The organism is Streptomyces flavovariabilis (assembly GCF_000725785.1).
GTDB lineage: Bacteria > Actinomycetota > Actinomycetes > Streptomycetales > Streptomycetaceae > Streptomyces > Streptomyces hawaiiensis.
In genome coordinates this window covers 268261-284870 of record NZ_JNXD01000003.1, presented here as the reverse complement: position 1 = coordinate 284870, position 16610 = coordinate 268261, and the positions used below count along the sequence as shown (strand labels likewise).

Here is a 16610-nt window from a genome sequence, read left to right as displayed (position 1 = left end):
GGGAGCGCTCCCAGATGCGGACGCAGGCCATGGTTGTGTCTGATGTGACACGCCGTCAACGGTCCGGACAGGACTGGCTGTTCGCCGCCCGCCCGGACCGTGGTGCCCGGGGGCTCAGACGGCCGGGGCGTCCAGCCGGCTGATGCGGATCGCGCCGCGGGGCTCGCCGGGGTGGCGGCTCGTCAGGGTGAGCCGGACCCGGGAGCCGCGGACGGCCTTGAAGGTGATCACGGTGGGGGCGTCGGAGGCGGTGGCCCAGCCGATCTCGGTGTCCCGCGCGGCCTGCCACACGCGGCCGTCCCAGACCGCCACCTCGACCGCCGCGGGCAGGCTGTGCGTGGCGTCCACGGTGAAGGAGACGTCCACCCGGTCGAAGCCGCGGGTGCGCCCGTGGTCGACCGAGACCCAGTCCTCGGCCCGCGCCCCGTCGAAGGCGGGCAGCAGCGGCGTGGCCTGCTTGAAGAACCCGTTGGACCAGCCGGTGGCCGGGTCTCCGTCGAGCATGGCGGCGGGCAGGGTGTCCGGACGTCCGGAGTAACTGGCGTCCGCGTGCGGGTGGCCGACGGGAGCCGGGTGCTCCGGCCCGAAGACGGCCGGGGCCGTCTCGGCCCGGTCCTGCGCCCGGGTGGCCCGTACGGTCGTGGTGCCCGGGCGCAGACCGTCGGCGCGGGCGGTCACCTTCACCGGGCCGGACTTGGCGCCGGACCGGACGATGGCGAGGGCCTTGCCGTGGAAGGCGGTCCGGGTGCTCGCCCGGTAGCGCTCGGCGCTCTCCTGGCGGCCGTTGTCGAGCCCGGCGAGGGAGCCGCCCGCCACCTCGAAGGAGAGCAGGTGCTCCGCGTCGGGCACCACCACACCGTGCCGGTCGACGACCTCGGCGGTCACGAAGACCAGGGAACGGCCGTCCGCGGCGAGGGACTTGCGGTCCGGGCTCAGGCGTATCGCGTGCGGCGCTCCGGCGGTGCGCAGCACGTCGGTGGCGACCACCTTGCCGCCCTGCCGTGCGACGGCCTTCAGCTCGCCCGGCGCGAAAGGCACCTTCCACGTCAGATGGAGCTTTCCGGCGCTGCCGTTCGGGCTGGTGTAGCTGCCGGGGTAGGGGCCGTCGGTGAAGGTCTTGTCGTCGCCGGTCGCCTCGGTGGTCTCCAGGTAGGTGCGGCCGTCGGCGGTCTTCTTGGTGTCGAACCGCCGTACGCCCAGGGACTTTCCGTTGAGGTACAGCTCGACGGTGCCGACGTTCGCGTACGCCCAGACCTCGACCGTGTCGCCCTTCTCGTGGTTCCAGGTCATCGGCAGCAGGTGGACCATCGGCTCGCTGGTCCACTGGCTCCGGAACAGGTGGTACATGTCCTTCGGGAAGCCCGCGGTGTCGACCGCGCCGAAGAAGGACGCCTTGACCGGGAAGACGTCGTAGGGCGTGGGTTCGCCGATGTAGTCGATGCCCGACCAGAGGAACTGCCCGGCGAACCATTTCCGGTCCCGGTCCTTCTTGTGGCCGTACTCGCCGCTCATGGTCCAGGAGGCGAGGTTGTTGTCGTAGGAGGAGGTCGCGCGCCTGCCCGGCGTGTAGTTCTCACCGGTGTTGAGGCGCTCCGGTTCCTGGTAGGCGCCGCGGGTGGAGGTTTCCGACGAGGACTCGGACTCGAAGAGGAACAGATGCGGGTAGGCCGCGTGCAACTGGTCCACCGACTTGGCGGTGTTGTAGTTGAGGCCGAGGCCGTCCAGCTTGGCCAGCATCAGATCGGCCGCGGAGCCCTTGGCGGGCAGGCGGCGGTACTTGTCGGAGCCGATGACCAGCGGCCGGGTGTCGTCGGCGGCCCTGATCGCCCCGATGATCCGGTCGGCCATGGCGAGGCCGGCGGTGGAGGTGGAGTCGGGGACCTCGTTGCCGATGGACCAGCTCAGCACGGCGGGCGAGTTGCGGGCGGCCAGCACCATCTCGGTGGCGTCCTTCTCGCACCACTCGTCGAAGAAGCGGCCGTAGTCGTACCGGTTCTTGCCGGTGCGCCAGCAGTCGAACGCCTCCACCAGCATGACGACGCCGAGCTCTTCGCAGACCTGGATGACCTCGGGCGCGGGCGGGTTGTGGGAGGTGCGCAGGGCGTTGACGCCCATGGACCGCATGATCTCCATCTGCCGGCGGACGGCGTCCATGCTGACGGCGGCGCCGAGTGCGCCCAGGTCGTGATGGAGGTCGACGCCCTTGATCTTGTGGTGGGTGCCGTTGAGGAAGAAGCCCTCGTCCGGGTCGAAGCGGAAGGTGCGGAAGCCGAAGACCGTGCGGTAGGTGTCGGTGGTTGTGCCGTCGACGCGCAGTTCGGTGTGCAGGGTGTAGCGGTGGGGCGTCTCGAAGTCCCACAACTCGGGTCGCCGTACCGTGAGTTCCTGGGTCTCGGTCCGCTCGCCGGTGACGGCCGCGGTGGCGGAGGTACGGGCGACGGTCCGGCCCTTGCGGTCGACGATCCGGGAGACCACCTCGATGTCCGCGTCCCTGCCCGAGGCGTTGACGACGGAGGTGGCGACCCGTACGACACCCCGCTCGGCGGTGATCTCGGGCGTGGTGACCCGGGTGCCCCAGCGGGCCACGTGCACCGGCTCGGTGATCACCAGGCGGGCCTCGCGGTAGATGCCGCTGCCCGAGTACCAGCGGCTGCTGGGGAGCCGGTTCTGGACCTTGACGGCGATCACGTTCTCGGTGGTGCCGTCGGTGTGCACCAGGTCGGTGAGGTCGAGAGCGAAGCCGGTGTAGCCGTAGGGGTGGCGGCCGGCCTCCTTTCCGTTGCAGTAGACGGTGGAGTCCATGTACACGCCGTCGAACTCCACCGATATGCACCGGCCGGCGAGGGTGGGCGGCAGGGTGAAGGCCAGGCGGTACCAGCCGAGGCCGCCGGGCAGGAAGCCGGTGCCGCTGGTGGTGCCGTGCTCGGTGGTGGGGGTCTGCTCGATGCTCCAGTCGTGCGGGACGGCGGTCTCGCGCCACCGGGAGTCGTCGTAGCCGGGAAGGTGGGCGTCGGCGTAGGCACCGGTCGGGTCGGTGATGCCGCCGGGGTTCACCAGCGCGAAGCGCCAGCCGTCGCGCAGTGCGACGGTCCGGCGGCCGGACGCGCCGCGCGCCTCCCCGGCGGCCCACGCCTCCGGGGCGCCCGGCAGCGCTCCGGCCGCGGGCGCGGCGGCGGAGGCGAGCAAGACCGATCTGCGCGTGACCGACATGGCGACTCTCCCTCATTAGGGCCCAGAATTACTCACAACTCATCGTGAACAAACAGATTCTGTCGATGTGTCACACACGGCCGTCAAGGGTGCGGAAGCGCCCTTCTGCCTCAGGGGTCGCTTCGGCCGGATTTGCGCCGTGCCTCCGCCGGGGAGGCGCCACGGGGGTTACCGGTCCACGCCGGGCGCCTACGGACTACGCTGGAACTCAACTGACTTCCCTGTTCACTGTGAGTGTCCGTATGGAGTCGCGACGATGAGCCCGGACGAGGCGTTCGACGATGGCGTGGCCGCCCGTGCCGTCATCGCCGTCGACGGCACGCTCACCGAGTGGAGCGAGGGCGCCCGCCGTCTCCTGGGCCACACGGCCGCCGAGGTCGTGGGACGCCCGGCCGCGGCGCTGCTGGCCGACGGCGCCGACCCGCCGCCCGTGCCGGACGACTCCCGCTGGAGCGGCACGCTCACCCTGCGGCATCGCGACGGCCACCCCGTGTCCGTGTGGGTGCTCGCCCACCGCAGACCGCCGGACGGAGCGGAGACGACCGACTGGCTCGCGGTGTGCGCTCCGGAAGGCGCCGACCACGGCCTTCCGGACGACCCACTGGTCCGCATGGCCCTGACCCAGTCGCCCTGCGCCACCATGATCTTCGACGAGCGGCTGAGGCTGCGCGGCGTCAACGACGCCATGGCGGACCTCCTGGGACTGCCCGCCGGGCGGGTGCTGGGCCTGCGCCCCACCGACATCGGCAGCCGGCCGCAGAACACCGACCTCGAAGAGCATCTGCGCCGGGTGCTGAGCACCGGTCGGCGACAGGACATGCAGACGTACATGAAGGCCACAGGCGAGAACCGGGGCCCGCACGCCTGGCTGGCCCGGATGGCACCCCTCACCGACGGCACCGGCCAGGTGCGGGGCGTGTGCGTGACCGCCCATGACTTCTCCGACCAGTACCGGTCACGGGAGCGGTTGCAGCTGGTCAACGAGGCGAGCGTGCGCATCGGCACCACCCTCGACGTCACCCGTACGGCCCAGGAGCTGGCGGACGTGAGCGTCCCGGCGCTCGCCGACTTCGTCAGCGTCGACCTGCTCGACCCGCAGGAGCACGGCGGCGAGTCCGCCGGGCCGCCGGCGCCGCCCGTGCATCTGCGCCGGGCAGCCCACCGGTCGGTCAACAAGGGCAGCCCGGAAGCCGTCGCCGAGCCCGGGCAGGTCGACGTCTACCCGGCGAACTCCCCGCAGGCCGCCTCGCTGGTCGCGGGGCACACGGTGGTGGCCTCGGGCTCGTCCGGCGACCTCGAGCGGTGGCTCGCCTGGGACCCGGTCCGCTTCCAGCGGGTCCACGAGTTCGGCATCCACTCCACGATGTCCGTCCCGCTCCAGGCCCGCGGCACGACCCTCGGAGTGGCGGTCTTCACCCGCTTCCGGCGCCCCGAGGCGTTCACCGACGACGACGTGCTGCTGGCCGAGGAGGTCACGGCGCGGGCGGCCGTCTGCATCGACAACGCACGCCGCTACTCCCGCGAGCGCGAGACGACCCTCACGCTGCAGCGCAGCCTGCTGCCCCGCACCCTGCCGCACACGGCGGCGGTGGAGGCAGCCTCCCGCTATCTGCCCGCCATCCGCTCCGGCGTGGGCGGCGACTGGTTCGACGTGATCCCGCTGTCCGGGATGCGAGTGGCCATGGTCGTCGGCGACGTCGTCGGCCACGGCATCCAGGCCTCGGCCACCATGGGCCGGCTGCGCACCGCCGTCCGCACCCTCGCCGACATCGACCTGGCCCCCGACGAACTGCTCACCCACCTCGACGACCTGGTCGTCCGGCTCTCCCAGGAGTCCGGCGGGGACAACGACGCCGGAGAGATGGGCGCGACCTGCCTGTACGCGGTGTACGACCCGGTGTCGCGGCGCTGCGACCTCGCCCGGGCGGGGCATCCGCTGCCCCTGCTGGTGCCGCCGGACGGTCCGGCACAGCAGCTCGACCTGCCCTCGGGTCCCCCGCTGGGTGTCGGCGGGCTGCCGTTCGAGTCCGCCGAGGTGGAGCTGCGGGAGGGCAGCGTCCTGGCGTTCCACACGGACGGGCTGCTCGTGAGCCGCGAGCGGGACGTCGACGCGAGCAGCCGGATGCTCCGCGAGGCGCTGTCGGTGCCCTCCGCCTCCCTGGACGAGACCTGCGACCGTGTGCTGCACACCCTGCTCCCACCGGGCGGCTCCAGCGACGACGTGGCCCTGCTGCTGGCCCGCACCCGCGGCCTGCCGTCCGCCCAGGTCGCCACCTGGGACATCCCCGCCGACCCGGCGCTGGTGGCCCCCATCCGCAAGCAGGTCGTGGACCAGCTCGAACGCTGGGGGATGGTCGAGGCCACGTTCACCGCCGAGCTGGTCGTGAGCGAGCTGGTCACCAACGCCATCCGCTACGGCGCCCCGCCGATCCGGCTGCGGTTGATCCATGACGCGGCCACGCTGATCTGCGAAGTGTCCGACACGAACCACACGGCACCACACCTGCGCCGGGCCAAGACCTGGGACGAGGGCGGCCGCGGTCTGCTCCTGGTCGCCCAGCTCACCCAGCGGTGGGGCAGCAGGCACACCGCCGAGGGCAAGACGATCTGGGCGGAGCTGGCCCTGCTCGGCGACGAGATCTGAGCGATCCGGGTGCACTCGGCCGGGCCGGCGGACCGTGCGGCCGGCGCCGGGCGGGAGCTCCGGACGGCGGTCACGGCGGGCAGCGGCCCCTGACCGGGACAGCGGGGCCGCCGGGGGTCTCTTACCCGCGCCTGGTTTCATGAGCGGGCACGACCTGCTCACGTCCCGGAGGACCCCGCCCTGAACACCCCGCTCGCCGAAGTCCTGTCCGTGACGCTGCTGGCCGCCGTGCTGATCTGGGCCGTCGCCCGCCCCAAAGGCCTGCCCGAAGCCGTGCTGGCGGTACCGGCCGCCGGGCTCACCGTCGCCCTGGGGGTGATCTCGCCGGACCACGCCTGGGAGGAGGTCCAGCGGCTGGGGCCCGTGGTCGGCTTTCTCGCGGCCGTGCTGGTGCTCGCCCACTTCTGCGACGTCGAGGGGCTGTTCACGGCGTGCGGGGCCTGGATGGCCCGCTGGGCGGCGGGGCGCCCCACGCGGCTGCTGACCGCGGTGTTCGCGCTGGCGTCCGTCATCACGGCCGTGCTCAGTCTGGACGCCACGGTCGTCCTGCTGACCCCGGTGGTGCTGGCCACCGCGACCCGCATGGGCGTGCGGGCCCGGCCGCACCTGTACGCGTGCGCCCATCTGTCGAACACCGCCTCGCTGCTGCTGCCGGTCTCCAACCTGACCAACCTGCTGGCCTTCACGGCGAGCGGGCTGAGCTTCACCCGCTTCGCGGCCCTGATGGCGCTGCCCTGGCTGGTCGCGATCACCGCCGAGTACCTGGTGTTCCGGCGCTTCTTCGACGACGAACTGGCGGCGCCCCTCCCCTCCCCCGACCCGGCGCCGCACCCCGAGCCGCTTCCGCTGTTCGCCCTCGTCACGGTCGGCTGCACGCTCGCCGGGTTCGTCGTGGCCTCCGCCGTGGGCATCGCGCCGGCCTGGGCCGCGCTGGCCGGCGCGCTGGTGCTGGCCGGGCGGGCGCTGGTGCGGCGACGGGCGACGCCCCTGACGGTGGTGCGGTCCGCCGCCCCGGCCTTCCTGGCGTTCGTGCTCGCGCTCGGCGTCGTCGTGCGCGCGGTCGTCGACCACGGGCTCGCCGACGCGCTGCGACGGGTCCTGCCCGACGGGGCGGGCCTGCTCACGCTGCTGGGCGTGGCGGCACTGGCCGCCGTCCTGGCCAACCTCATCAACAACCTGCCCGCGGTGCTGGTGCTGCTGCCCCTGACCGCCGGGTCGGGTCCCGGCGCCGTGCTGGCGGTACTGCTCGGGGTGAACATCGGCCCCAACCTGACCTACGCCGGATCGCTGGCGACCCTGCTGTGGCGGCGGATCGTGCAGCAGCACGGGCACCGGGTCGGGCTCGGGGAGTTCACACGGCTCGGGCTGCTCGCCGTACCGGCCGCGCTGGTGCCGGCCGTGGTGGCCCTGTGGCTGTCGCTCACCGTCCTCGGGGTCTGAGCGCACACCCGGTCAGCCGCGGCCGCCTCCGCCATAGCCATAGCCTCCGCCGTAGCCGTATCCGGGGTAGCCGTATCCCGGGTTGCCGTACCGGCCGTCCGCATCGCAGTAGTAACCGTAGTGGTGGCAGGACGAGTCGGTCGCGGCCGGGCTGCTCGGTGCCGGCTGCTGGGCCGGGGAGGTCGCGGACGGCGTCGGTGCGGGCCCGGGCGTCTTCGACGGTGTGGGGGCGGGGGCCCGGGTCGGCGTGGGGCTCGGGGCCGGAGCGGCGGCGTTCCAGTTGACGGCCTCCATCTGGAGGTCGGTCTTGGAGGTGTCGATCACCCAGCGCTGGGCCTCGTCGTCCGCCCGGGCCTTGAGGACCAGGGCTCCCGAGCCGTCGGTCGCGGCCGGGGTCAGGGCGAGGTCCTGGTCCCAGCGGGGCACCAGGGATCCCTGGAGGGTGAAGTCGTAGCGGATGTGCTTCGGGTCCGGCCGGGACGCGCCCGTGCAGGGAGCCAGCCGTACCGAGTAGCCGAGCTGCGAGTCCAGGCACAGGCCGGGGGAGGCGCCGTTGCGCAGCAGTCCGTCGGTCTCGTACGTCCACTGCTGGGCGGCGTCCGCGGAACAGGCCGTGAGCTCGGCCTCCGCGTCCTCGACGGCCTTCTTGCCGTCGATGCCCACGCACAGGCCCGAGGCGACGTTGTGCAGCCGCCCGCGCAGGGCGCCCTTCTCGGCGTCGGCCGCCCCGGCCCAGGACGGGTCGGTGGTCGCCTCGCCCGCGTCCGAGCCGGGGGCCTCCCCGGCGGGCCGGTCGGTGCCGGCCGGGGCGCCGTCGCCGGAGTTGCCGATGGACCACAGGACCAGTGGCAGGACGACGAGGCCGCTGACGGTCAGGACGCCTGCGGTGAGGTTGCGCCGCCGGGCGGCACGGCGGGCCGCCTTGTGGGCGGATCGTCGGGCGGCGGTCCGGGGGCCGACGGGCCGGGGGCCCGGGGATGCGGTGAGGGGCGGCGGGGCGGTAGCGGGGGCTGTGGTGACGGGTGGGACGGCGAGGTTCGCGCGGGCCGGGACCGGAGGAGGGGCTGTGCCCCCGGCCGCGTCCGCACGCCGCGTTCTGGCTCTGGCTCCCGTTCTGGCTCTGGTTCCCGCTCTGGCTCCCGGTCCGGCTCCGGCGCCGGGAGGTGGCGGCACGGCCGCCGGACCACCCGGTTCGGTGAACGACTCCCCCACCGTGCCGGCGAGGGCGACGGGGTCCGGGAAGAGCTCGGGCGCGGCACCGGCCGGATCGGGGAAGACGTCACGCGCGACATCCACCGGATCGCGGGACACCTCACGCGCGGCACCGACCGCATCCGGGAACACCTGGCGCGCCACACCCACCGGATCCGGGAACACACGGTCCGGATCGGCAAAGGCCTCTCGGGCCAGATCGGCCGGCCTCGGGACGGTTGCCGCACCGGCCGCTCCCCCGCGGCCGCCGGCGGCGGCTGTCGCCCCCGCCTCACCCTCCCGGCTCTCCGCGTACGCCTGACCGCCCCAGCCCAGCACCGCCTCCGACAGGGCGGCGCCGAGAGCGTGGTTGAACCGGTCGAGCTGGTCGGCGGCGGCGCTGCAGTGCCCGCAGCCCTCGATATGCGCGCGTAGATCCGGGTCGATGCCGAGGCCCCCGCGCCGGTACGTCACGTCGAGGAGGCGCAGATAGCGCCGGCAGTCCTCGTCAGGGGCGAGTTCGCGGTGCAGCTGGAGGCACTCCTCGCGCAGCCGGTCCCGGGCCCGGGCCAGTTCGACGCGTGCGCCCTCCTCGTCCAGGCCGAGCAACCCGGCCGGGGAGGTGAGCGGTTCGGCCTCGACCTCGACGTGCCACAGCAGGCAGCGGGCGGACTGGGGCAGCCGCTGGAAGGCCCCGGACAGCAGGCGCCGGCGCTGCGACGGCAGCAGCCGGGAGGCGGGCCGCTCCCCCTCGCCGGTCCCGGCGAGCAGCTCCGGGTGGAGCATCTCGTGTCGGTGGTCACCGGCCCACTCGGCCGCGATACGCCGAACGGTGACGAGCAGATGGGGCCGCCATGCGGAGGTCGGGCCGTTCTGCCGGAGGGTCTCGCCGAAGAGCCGGGTGAAAGCCGCGGTGGTCAGCATTCCCGCGGAGCGCGGGCCGTCGGTGCACAGCCGGGCGTAGGCGAAGGCCGCCTCCCAGTGCCGGTCCAGGAGTTCGCCGACGGGGTGAAGTGCGGGCGTCGCCCCGGTCCACTTCCTGAGCTCCGCGCTCAGCTGCTCGTCCGTCGCGCCGAACCTGCGGGCCGGGGCCGGGGAATTCGACGGGCCTGCGTCTTTCACGGCTGCATTCCTCTCAAGGACATGCGGGATAAAGTCCATACCAAGGGGTATGCCGGCATGTCGGCCTCGCGCATACGAAAGAAAGGCGTGATGTGGGCACGCCGACAGGGCACACCTTTGCACAGGTCAGCGACAGGGAACAAGCGATCTCGCAGTTTCGTGCATTGCGTGCGGCGCCAGTGCCTTTTGACAAGATGTCAATCAACGGAGCGAAAGGCATTTCCGTGCTGTCTGCCCCCTTTTACGGCTCGGATTTTCCCGCCTCCGGAAGCCGCCCGGAAACCATTGAGCCATCGCCTGACCAGCAGCTCACAGCGTCGAACGCCTTCTCCGCGCCGGCCTTCCGGGGCCTCCGGTGGAACCAATAAGCGGTGCTCAGGCGGGCGGATCGCCGCCCGTCGTTCGGTAGGCCCCGGGCGGTGCCCCGTAGCGCTCGCGAAAGGCTCGGTTGAAGTGGAACGGGCTGACGAACCCCGAGGCGGCGGCGACGCGTTCCACCGGCAGGTCGGTGCTCTCCAGCAGCCGGGCGGCGTGGCGCAGCCGCGCCTCGCGCAGGGCACGCATGGGCGACTGGCCGAGTTGCCGGCTGAACAGATGGGCGAAGCGGGACGGCGACAGCGCGACGCTCCCGGCGAGCGAGCGGACGGTGTGCGGGGCGCCCGGGTCGGCTTCGATCAGCTCTTGGGCGCGGCGGATCCGTGCGTCGAGGCCGGGCCGGGGCGCCGTCGGGCGGGCGCCGGCGGTGGTGAGGAGGACGATCTCCTCCAGGGCGCACAGGGCCAGTTCACGGGCCGCGCTGCCGTGCGCCACGGCGACCTGGCCGTCCGGAGGCGCCGCGTCGGGCGGTGCCTCGGTGCCGGTCCAGCGGGCGTCGGCGTGCATCCGCCGGAACGCCGCCCCGACGCGGCCGTGCACCCCGGGCGGGGCGGAGGTGACGACGTACATCCCGTCACCGGCGTCATACGGCCGCAGCCACGCCGCCCAGGACGGGCGGGCCTGGCAGTGCGCCCACCAGAACCGCCAGTGCCGGGCACCGGGTTCGACGGCGTAGCCGTGCGGAACGCCCGGAGCGAGCACGACCAGGTGGCCCACGCCGGCCGAGGTCCGCGCACCGCCCTGCCAGAGCCGTCCCCGGCCTGCGGTGGTCCAGGTGAAGAGCCAGCTCGCGGACCCGTGCGGCCGGTTGACGCCGTAACCGGGGGGCTGGTCGAAGTGACCGAGCACGACCAGCCCGGGCGGCGGGGCGGGATCCCCGCAGTCGCCGGTGTCGCCGTGCTCAGCAGCGCCGGGCAATTCGTCAGCACGCACGGGCATCCTCCTGGACGGCTGGGCGGCCTAGCGTTTCGGACCGAGGACACCTGACCGAGGAGTGCGTTCATGACAGTCACGGGCAACGGCGCCGCCGGCGCTTCCATGCTGGACCCCGCCGGGCTGCGGCGATACCGGGAGGCGTTCGAGGAGGACGGTTTCGCCGTCGTGCGCGGGCTCTTCGGGGCCGGCGAGATCGAGCGGCTGTGCGGCGAGTTCGCGGCGCTGCGGGCGGCCGGTCGGGTTCCCGGGCACTTCGAGCCGCGCGCGGCGGACGGGCCGGGCGCGGATCCGCTGCACATCTGGCCCCGGGTGATGCATCCGCACGAGATCAACGGCCTCGCACGTGAGGTCCTGCTCGACGCCCGGCTGCGGACGGTTCTTGAGGTGCTCCTCGGGGAGGAGGTGCTGGCCGCGCAGAGCATGTTCTACTTCAAGCCGCCGGGGGCCCGGGGGCAGGCACTGCACCAGGACAACTTCTATCTGCGGGTGGAGCCGGGGACGTGCGTGGCGGCATGGGTGGCCTGCGATGTGATCGACCGGGAGAACGGCGGACTGGAGGTCGTGCCGGGCACCCACCTCATGGACCTGTTCTGCCCGGAGACGGCCGACTCGGATGTGTCCTTCGCCAGGGAGTACGTCGCGCCGCCGCCGGGGCTGGCGCCGGTGCCGGTGGACATGGCGCCGGGCGATGTCCTGTTCTTCAACGGGAGCCTGGTGCACGGGTCGCAGCCGAACCGGTCGGCCGAACGGTTCCGGCGCTCGTTCATCGGGCACTACGTGGGGCGGTCGACGGAGCGGATCGGGCGGTTCTACCGGACGCTGGCGATGAGCGGGGCGAGGGTGGAGCTGGCGGAGAGCGAGGGGGCGGGCCCCTGCGGGACGGAGTTCGCGCCGCAGGGGCCCCACTGAGCTGCGGGACGTACGTTCAGTGCCCGGCGATGGGATGGGGACCGTACGGGCGCTCCAGCTCCTCCCGCTCCTTGTCGCTCAGCCGGACCTCCACGGCCGCCACCGCGTCCTCCAGATGCCCGGGCTTGGCGGCGCCGACGATCGGGGCGGTCACCGTGGGCTGGTGGAGGAGCCAGGCGAGGGCGACCTGCGCGCGGGGGACGCCCCGCTCCCCGGCGATGCGGGTGACCGCCTCGACGATCGTGCGGTCGCCCTCCTGGTACAGGGTGCTGCCGAAGGTGTCGGTGGCGCTGCGCTCGGTCGTGGCGTCCCAGTCCCGGGTGAGGCGGCCGCGGGCGAGCGGGCTCCAGGGCAGGACGCCCACGCCCTGGTCCGCGCACAGGGGGAGCATCTCGCGCTCCTCCTCGCGGTAGATCAGGTTGTAGTGGTTCTGCATGGAGACGAAGCGGGTCCAGCCGTTCAGCCGCGCGGTGTACTGGGCCTTGGAGAACTGCCACGCGCCCATCGAACTCGCCCCGATGTAGCGGACCTTGCCCGCCTTGACCACGTCGTGCAGGGCCTCCATCGTCTCCTCGACCGGGGTGTGCGGGTCGAAGCGGTGGATCTGGTAGAGGTCGACGTAGTCGGTGCCGAGGCGGGTGAGGCTCTGGTCGAGCTCGGTCATGATCGCCTTGCGGGACAGTCCGCCGCCGTTCGGCCCGGGCCGCATCCGGCCGTGCACCTTCGTCGCGAGGACGATCTCGTCACGGCGGGCGAAGTCGCGCAGGGCCCGGCCGACGATCTCCTCGCTGGTGCCGTCGGAGTACACGTTCGCCGTGTCGAAGAAGTTGATGCCCGCCTCGACGGCCTGCCGGATCAGCGGGCGTGAGGCCTCCTCGTCGAGGGTCCACGCGTGCGGGCCGCGGTCGGGCAGACCGTAGGTCATGCACCCCAGACAGATCCGCGAGACGTCCAGACCCGTCGAACCGAGCTTCACGTACTGCATCCTTGCTGCTCCTGCCTTCGGGAGGGTCGGCGTTCCAGGGGGAGCGTACGTGTTCGCGTGCGCTCGAAGGCGAGTCGCGACGGGGCGCCTGACGGGCCGTCATCGTTGCTGCCCCGAGGTGACCGGACGGCGTGGGAGCAGCCGGGCGGCCCGGCCGCTGCCGCATCATCGGCGCGGGTGACCGGTGCCGGGCCGGTCCGTTGCGCACGGCGTTCGGGAGGACTCGTGGCGGTACCACGCAGGACACTCAGGATCCTGACCGGGGCGGCAGCCGCGTCCGTCGCCCTCGCCTCGACCGCCTGGAGCCGCCCGGCCCCGCCACAGCCCGAGGTCCGGGCACCGGCGGCCGGCGCCGCGGCCACCCTGTGCGCGCCCGCGGGCGTACTGCGCGGCAACGACGGCGAGCGGGCCGCCGTCAGCCTCTGCGCGGGCAGCGGCACCCCGGTGATGGAGGTCTCGGCACCCGCGACCTGCCGCCGGCCCGGGACGTCCGTCCGGTACGCCTGCCTGACCTCCGGCACCTGGACGGCGAAGCGCGACGGCGCGACCGTGGCCTCCGGCACCATGCCCGGCTCGCAGCCCTACCCCGGCCCCGGCACCTACGACGTCGCCGCCACGGTGCACGTCCGCTCCGCGCCGGCCGGTGTGGACCTGCGCGGCACGGTCCGGGCCACGCTCACCCTGACCGCGCCGAAGCAGCGGCCCACCCATCGCGTGGAGGTCGACCGGACCACCCTGAAGCGTGGCAGCACCACCACGCTGACGTACCGGGTGTACCGCGACAGCGAGCAGGGCGACGGCAGCGCGCGCTTCGGGCTGATCGGCGAGGAGAGCACGGGGGTGCGGATCAGCACCGGGGACGCCCGGTGCGTCAACCCGCTGGTCGGCAGCCATCCGTCGAAGGCCCGGCTGACGCACTCCGTGGACTGTGCGCTCACCGACCTCCAGCCCGGGCGTCCGGCCACCGTGCGCGTCCAGGTCACCACGGCCGCGACCTGCTCGGCGGTGGTCTCGAAGCTGGGCTACTGGATGCCGCGCGGGCAGGCGCTGTACACCGGCGGCATGGTGGAGGGGCCGACGGTCGGCTGCGCCTGACCCCCGGCCGCGTCCGACCAGGTCCAGGGCCCGCCCCCACCCGGGACGGCGATGGGGTCGCCGGGGAAGGCCCACGGGTCCTTGCGCAGCGCCTGCTCCCGCTCGCGCTCCCGCCGGCGGGTCAGGTATTCGGCGATCTCGGCGCGGCCGGTGACGAAGGTGTCGCGGTTGTGGTCACGGCGGGCGTCTCCAGGAGCGCCGAGCCCGCGGCCGAGGGCGCGTGAGGCGGCCCGGCGGCTCCTGGACGCCGCGTGAGCGCGGGGTCAGCTCACCGTCTCGGACACGGTGATGGCGCTGACCGGGCAGGCTCGGGCCGCCTCCCGCAGCAGCGGGCTGCCGCTGTCCTCCCCGCCGGGCAGCAGGGTGCTGTAGCCGTCGTCGTCCTGGGTGAACACGTCCGGGGCGGTCAGGGCGCACTGGCCCGCGCCGATGCAGACGTCCTTGTCGATGTCGATGTGCATGGGTGGAAGCCTCTTACCAGGTCACGGGGAGTTCCAGCATCCCCTGGATCGTGTCGCCCGGTTTGAAGGGGATCTCCTCGGCCGGGGCGGCCAGGCGCAGGGTGGGCAGCCGGTCGAAGAGGCTGTGCAGGGCGATCTCCAGCTCGGCGCGGGCGAGGTTCTGGCCGAGACACTGGTGGATGCCGAAGCCGAACGCGACGTGGTGACGGGCCGGGCGGCTCCAGTCGAGCGTGTCCGGCTCGGGGTAGACCGTCTCGTCGCGGTTGATGACGGAGGTCGCGAAGACCACGCCCTCGCCCTCGCGGATGGTCGTCCCGGCCACCTCGATGTCCTCGACGGCCAGGCGCAGCATGCCGTCCGCGATGGACAGCATCCGCATCAGCTCCTCGACCGCGGCCGGCAGCAGCCGCGGGTCCGCGCGCAGCTCGGCGAGCCGCTCGGGATGCCGGAGCAGGGTGAAGGTGCCGAGCGAGATCATGTTGGCGGTCGTCTCGTGGCCCGCGACGAGCAGGATGAGGGCCATGGCGATCAGGCCCTCGCGGTCCAGTTCGCCCTCGCCCAGCTGCCGGTGCACCAGGTCGTCGAGCAGGCCGGTGCCGGGGTCTTGCTGCTTGATGTCGATCAGCTCGCCGAAGTACGTCTCCAGCCGGTCGCGGGCGTCGAGTACGTCGGCGGTCTCCGGGCCGCGCAGCAGCCGCCGGGACTGGGTCTCGAAGAAGTCGTGGTCGGTGTACGGGACGCCCAGCAGGGCGCAGATCACCATGGACGGCACGGGCAGCGCGAAGGCGCTCACCAGGTCCGCGGCGGGTCCCCCGGCGATCATCGCGTCGAGCCGTTCGTCCACGATCTCCTGGATGCGTGGCCGGAGTTCGACGGCCCGCTTGAGGGTGAAGTCCCCGACGACCATCCGCCTCTGGACGCGGTGCTCGGGGTCGTCGACGCCCAGCAGGGCCGTCCGGCGGTTGCGGATCCCGGCGAAGCGCTTGGTGGGGGCGGGGAAGCCGGGCCGGTCGCGGTCGGACGACAGACGCGGGTCGGCCAGCAGCGCGCGGGCGGTGGCGTGCCCGCTGACCAGCCAGGCCTCGCGGCCGTCGAAGAGGGTGATCCGGGTCAGGGGGCGCTCGGCGCGCAGGGAGTCGTAGGCGGCGGGCGGGTGGTAGGGACAGGTCCGGCTCTGGGGGAAGACGACGGGTGCGGTCGTGTCCGTCATGAAGACCTCGCAGACGAATAGTGCGTCGTGCCGATCTTCATTAGATGCCCCAGGCATCTATGGGGCGACGCGAAGTTCGGCCAGATCGGTGCCGGCGCCGATATGGCCGGGGAATGCCGTCTTCCCGTTCGGACACGAGGGTTGAGGCCCATGGCGCGGGGCCGGCGTCCGCGTCCCGGCACGGGCGCGGCGACGTCGATGCGAAAACGAGTTGTCGGTGCGGACGGGCAGGCCCCAGGATCCAGCCATGCCTGCGTTCACTGTCCTCGTACCGCTGTCCGTCGCCGCTCCCGCCGCGCCCCGGCAGCAGCAGTCGGACCGCCGGGGAGGACCGACACCGCCGCGATCGTGACGACCGCGCTCGTCGCGGGGCTGCTCGCCGGGTACGGCATCGCCGTACCCGTGGGCGCCGTCGGGACCTACCTCGTCTCCCTCACCGCCCGCACCTCCCTGCGCACCGGTGTCTGCGCCGCGCTCGGCGTCGCCACCGCCGACGGGCTCTACGCCTTGGCGGCCACGCTCGGGGGCACGGCCCTGGCGTCCGCGCTGCGGCCGGTGCTCGGTCCGCTGCGGTGGGTCTGCGTGCTGGTGCTGCTCGCGCTGGCGGCGTGGGGCGCGGTCACCGCCGTGCGCGAGTACCGCGGCCACCGGCTCGCGACCCGCACCGCCCCCGCTCCCCCGAGCCCCGCCCGGGCCTATCTGGGCCTGCTGGGCATCACCCTGCTGAACCCGACCACGGTCATCTACTTCGCGGCCCTCGTGCTCGGCGCCCAGGCCTCCGGCCCGGCCGGTCTGCCGGAGCAGGGCGTGTTCGTGCTGGCCGCCTTCACCGCCTCCGCGAGCTGGCAGGTGCTGCTGGCCGGGAGCGGGGCGCTGCTGGGCCGCGCGCTGACCGGTCGTCGGGGGCGGCTGGCGACGGCACTGGCCGCGAGCGGGGTGATGACGGCTCTGGCCGTGCGGATGGCGCTCGCGCCGGGGTGAGCTCCGTTTCCGGCCGGATCCGCCGCGATGCGGATGATTCCGGGGGGCACG

General features: G+C 73.3%; 11 protein-coding genes and 1 pseudogene. 5 read left to right on the top strand and 7 right to left on the bottom strand.

Annotated features, from left to right (window positions below):
- Positions 1–114: 114 nt before the first annotated feature.
- A complete protein-coding gene (locus IO24_RS0108745) occupies positions 115–3210 on the bottom strand; it encodes a glycoside hydrolase family 2 TIM barrel-domain containing protein (RefSeq protein WP_031133625.1) in 3096 nt (1031 codons plus the stop codon).
- Between the two features lie 256 nt (positions 3211–3466).
- Between IO24_RS0108745 and IO24_RS0108740 the strand changes: the two genes are divergently transcribed.
- Together IO24_RS0108740 and IO24_RS0108735 are read left to right on the top strand one after the other, a co-directional pair.
- Positions 3467–5854 carry a SpoIIE family protein phosphatase gene (locus IO24_RS0108740; protein ID WP_031133623.1) on the top strand — a complete coding sequence of 796 codons (2388 nt, stop codon included), beginning with the start codon at positions 3467–3469 and terminating at the stop codon, positions 5852–5854.
- Between the two features lie 180 nt (positions 5855–6034).
- The gene (locus IO24_RS0108735; protein WP_031133621.1) at positions 6035–7294 is read left to right on the top strand and encodes an arsenic transporter; all 1260 of its coding nucleotides are present in this window, start codon (positions 6035–6037) and stop codon (positions 7292–7294) included.
- Between the two features lie 12 nt (positions 7295–7306).
- On the opposite strand, the gene IO24_RS40475 is transcribed toward IO24_RS0108735, so the two are convergent.
- Both IO24_RS40475 and IO24_RS0108720 read right to left on the bottom strand, forming a co-directional pair.
- On the bottom strand, positions 7307–9607 hold the full coding sequence (locus IO24_RS40475; RefSeq protein ID WP_045295973.1) for a ricin-type beta-trefoil lectin domain protein: 2301 nt from the start codon (positions 9605–9607) through the stop codon (positions 7307–7309).
- 375 nt (positions 9608–9982) lie between these two features.
- Complete coding sequence (locus tag IO24_RS0108720) at positions 9983–10921, bottom strand: helix-turn-helix domain-containing protein (RefSeq protein ID WP_031133618.1); 939 nt, start codon at positions 10919–10921, stop codon at positions 9983–9985.
- A gap of 63 nt (positions 10922–10984) precedes the next feature.
- On the opposite strand from IO24_RS0108720, the gene IO24_RS0108715 reads away from it, so the two are divergent.
- Positions 10985–11827, top strand: coding sequence for a phytanoyl-CoA dioxygenase family protein (locus tag IO24_RS0108715; protein ID WP_031133615.1), 843 nt, complete (start codon positions 10985–10987; stop codon positions 11825–11827).
- A 16-nt stretch (positions 11828–11843) separates the two neighbouring features.
- Here the strand turns inward: IO24_RS0108715 and IO24_RS0108710 are convergent, their stop codons facing one another.
- Complete coding sequence (locus IO24_RS0108710) at positions 11844–12812, bottom strand: aldo/keto reductase (protein ID WP_031133613.1); 969 nt, start codon at positions 12810–12812, stop codon at positions 11844–11846.
- A gap of 225 nt (positions 12813–13037) precedes the next feature.
- Here IO24_RS0108710 and IO24_RS0108705 point away from each other — a divergent pair, with 225 nt between their 5' ends.
- On the top strand, positions 13038–13907 hold the full coding sequence (locus IO24_RS0108705) for a hypothetical protein (RefSeq protein ID WP_045295974.1): 870 nt from the start codon (positions 13038–13040) through the stop codon (positions 13905–13907).
- 44 nt (positions 13908–13951) lie between these two features.
- Here IO24_RS0108705 and IO24_RS46260 read toward each other — a convergent pair.
- The 3 genes and pseudogenes from IO24_RS46260 to IO24_RS0108695 form a co-directional block, all read right to left on the bottom strand.
- Positions 13952–14077, bottom strand: a pseudogene (locus tag IO24_RS46260) (DUF1348 family protein); the annotation flags it as partial.
- 93 nt (positions 14078–14170) lie between these two features.
- The gene (locus tag IO24_RS0108700; RefSeq protein ID WP_031133609.1) at positions 14171–14368 is read right to left on the bottom strand and encodes a ferredoxin; all 198 of its coding nucleotides are present in this window, start codon (positions 14366–14368) and stop codon (positions 14171–14173) included.
- Between the two features lie 13 nt (positions 14369–14381).
- On the bottom strand, positions 14382–15578 hold the full coding sequence (locus IO24_RS0108695; RefSeq protein ID WP_031133607.1) for a cytochrome P450: 1197 nt from the start codon (positions 15576–15578) through the stop codon (positions 14382–14384).
- 348 nt (positions 15579–15926) lie between these two features.
- Here IO24_RS0108695 and IO24_RS0108690 point away from each other — a divergent pair, with 348 nt between their 5' ends.
- Positions 15927–16559 (top strand): LysE/ArgO family amino acid transporter, encoded by a 633-nt coding sequence (locus tag IO24_RS0108690; RefSeq protein WP_031133606.1) that lies wholly within the window; start codon positions 15927–15929, stop codon positions 16557–16559.
- Positions 16560–16610: the final 51 nt, after the last annotated feature.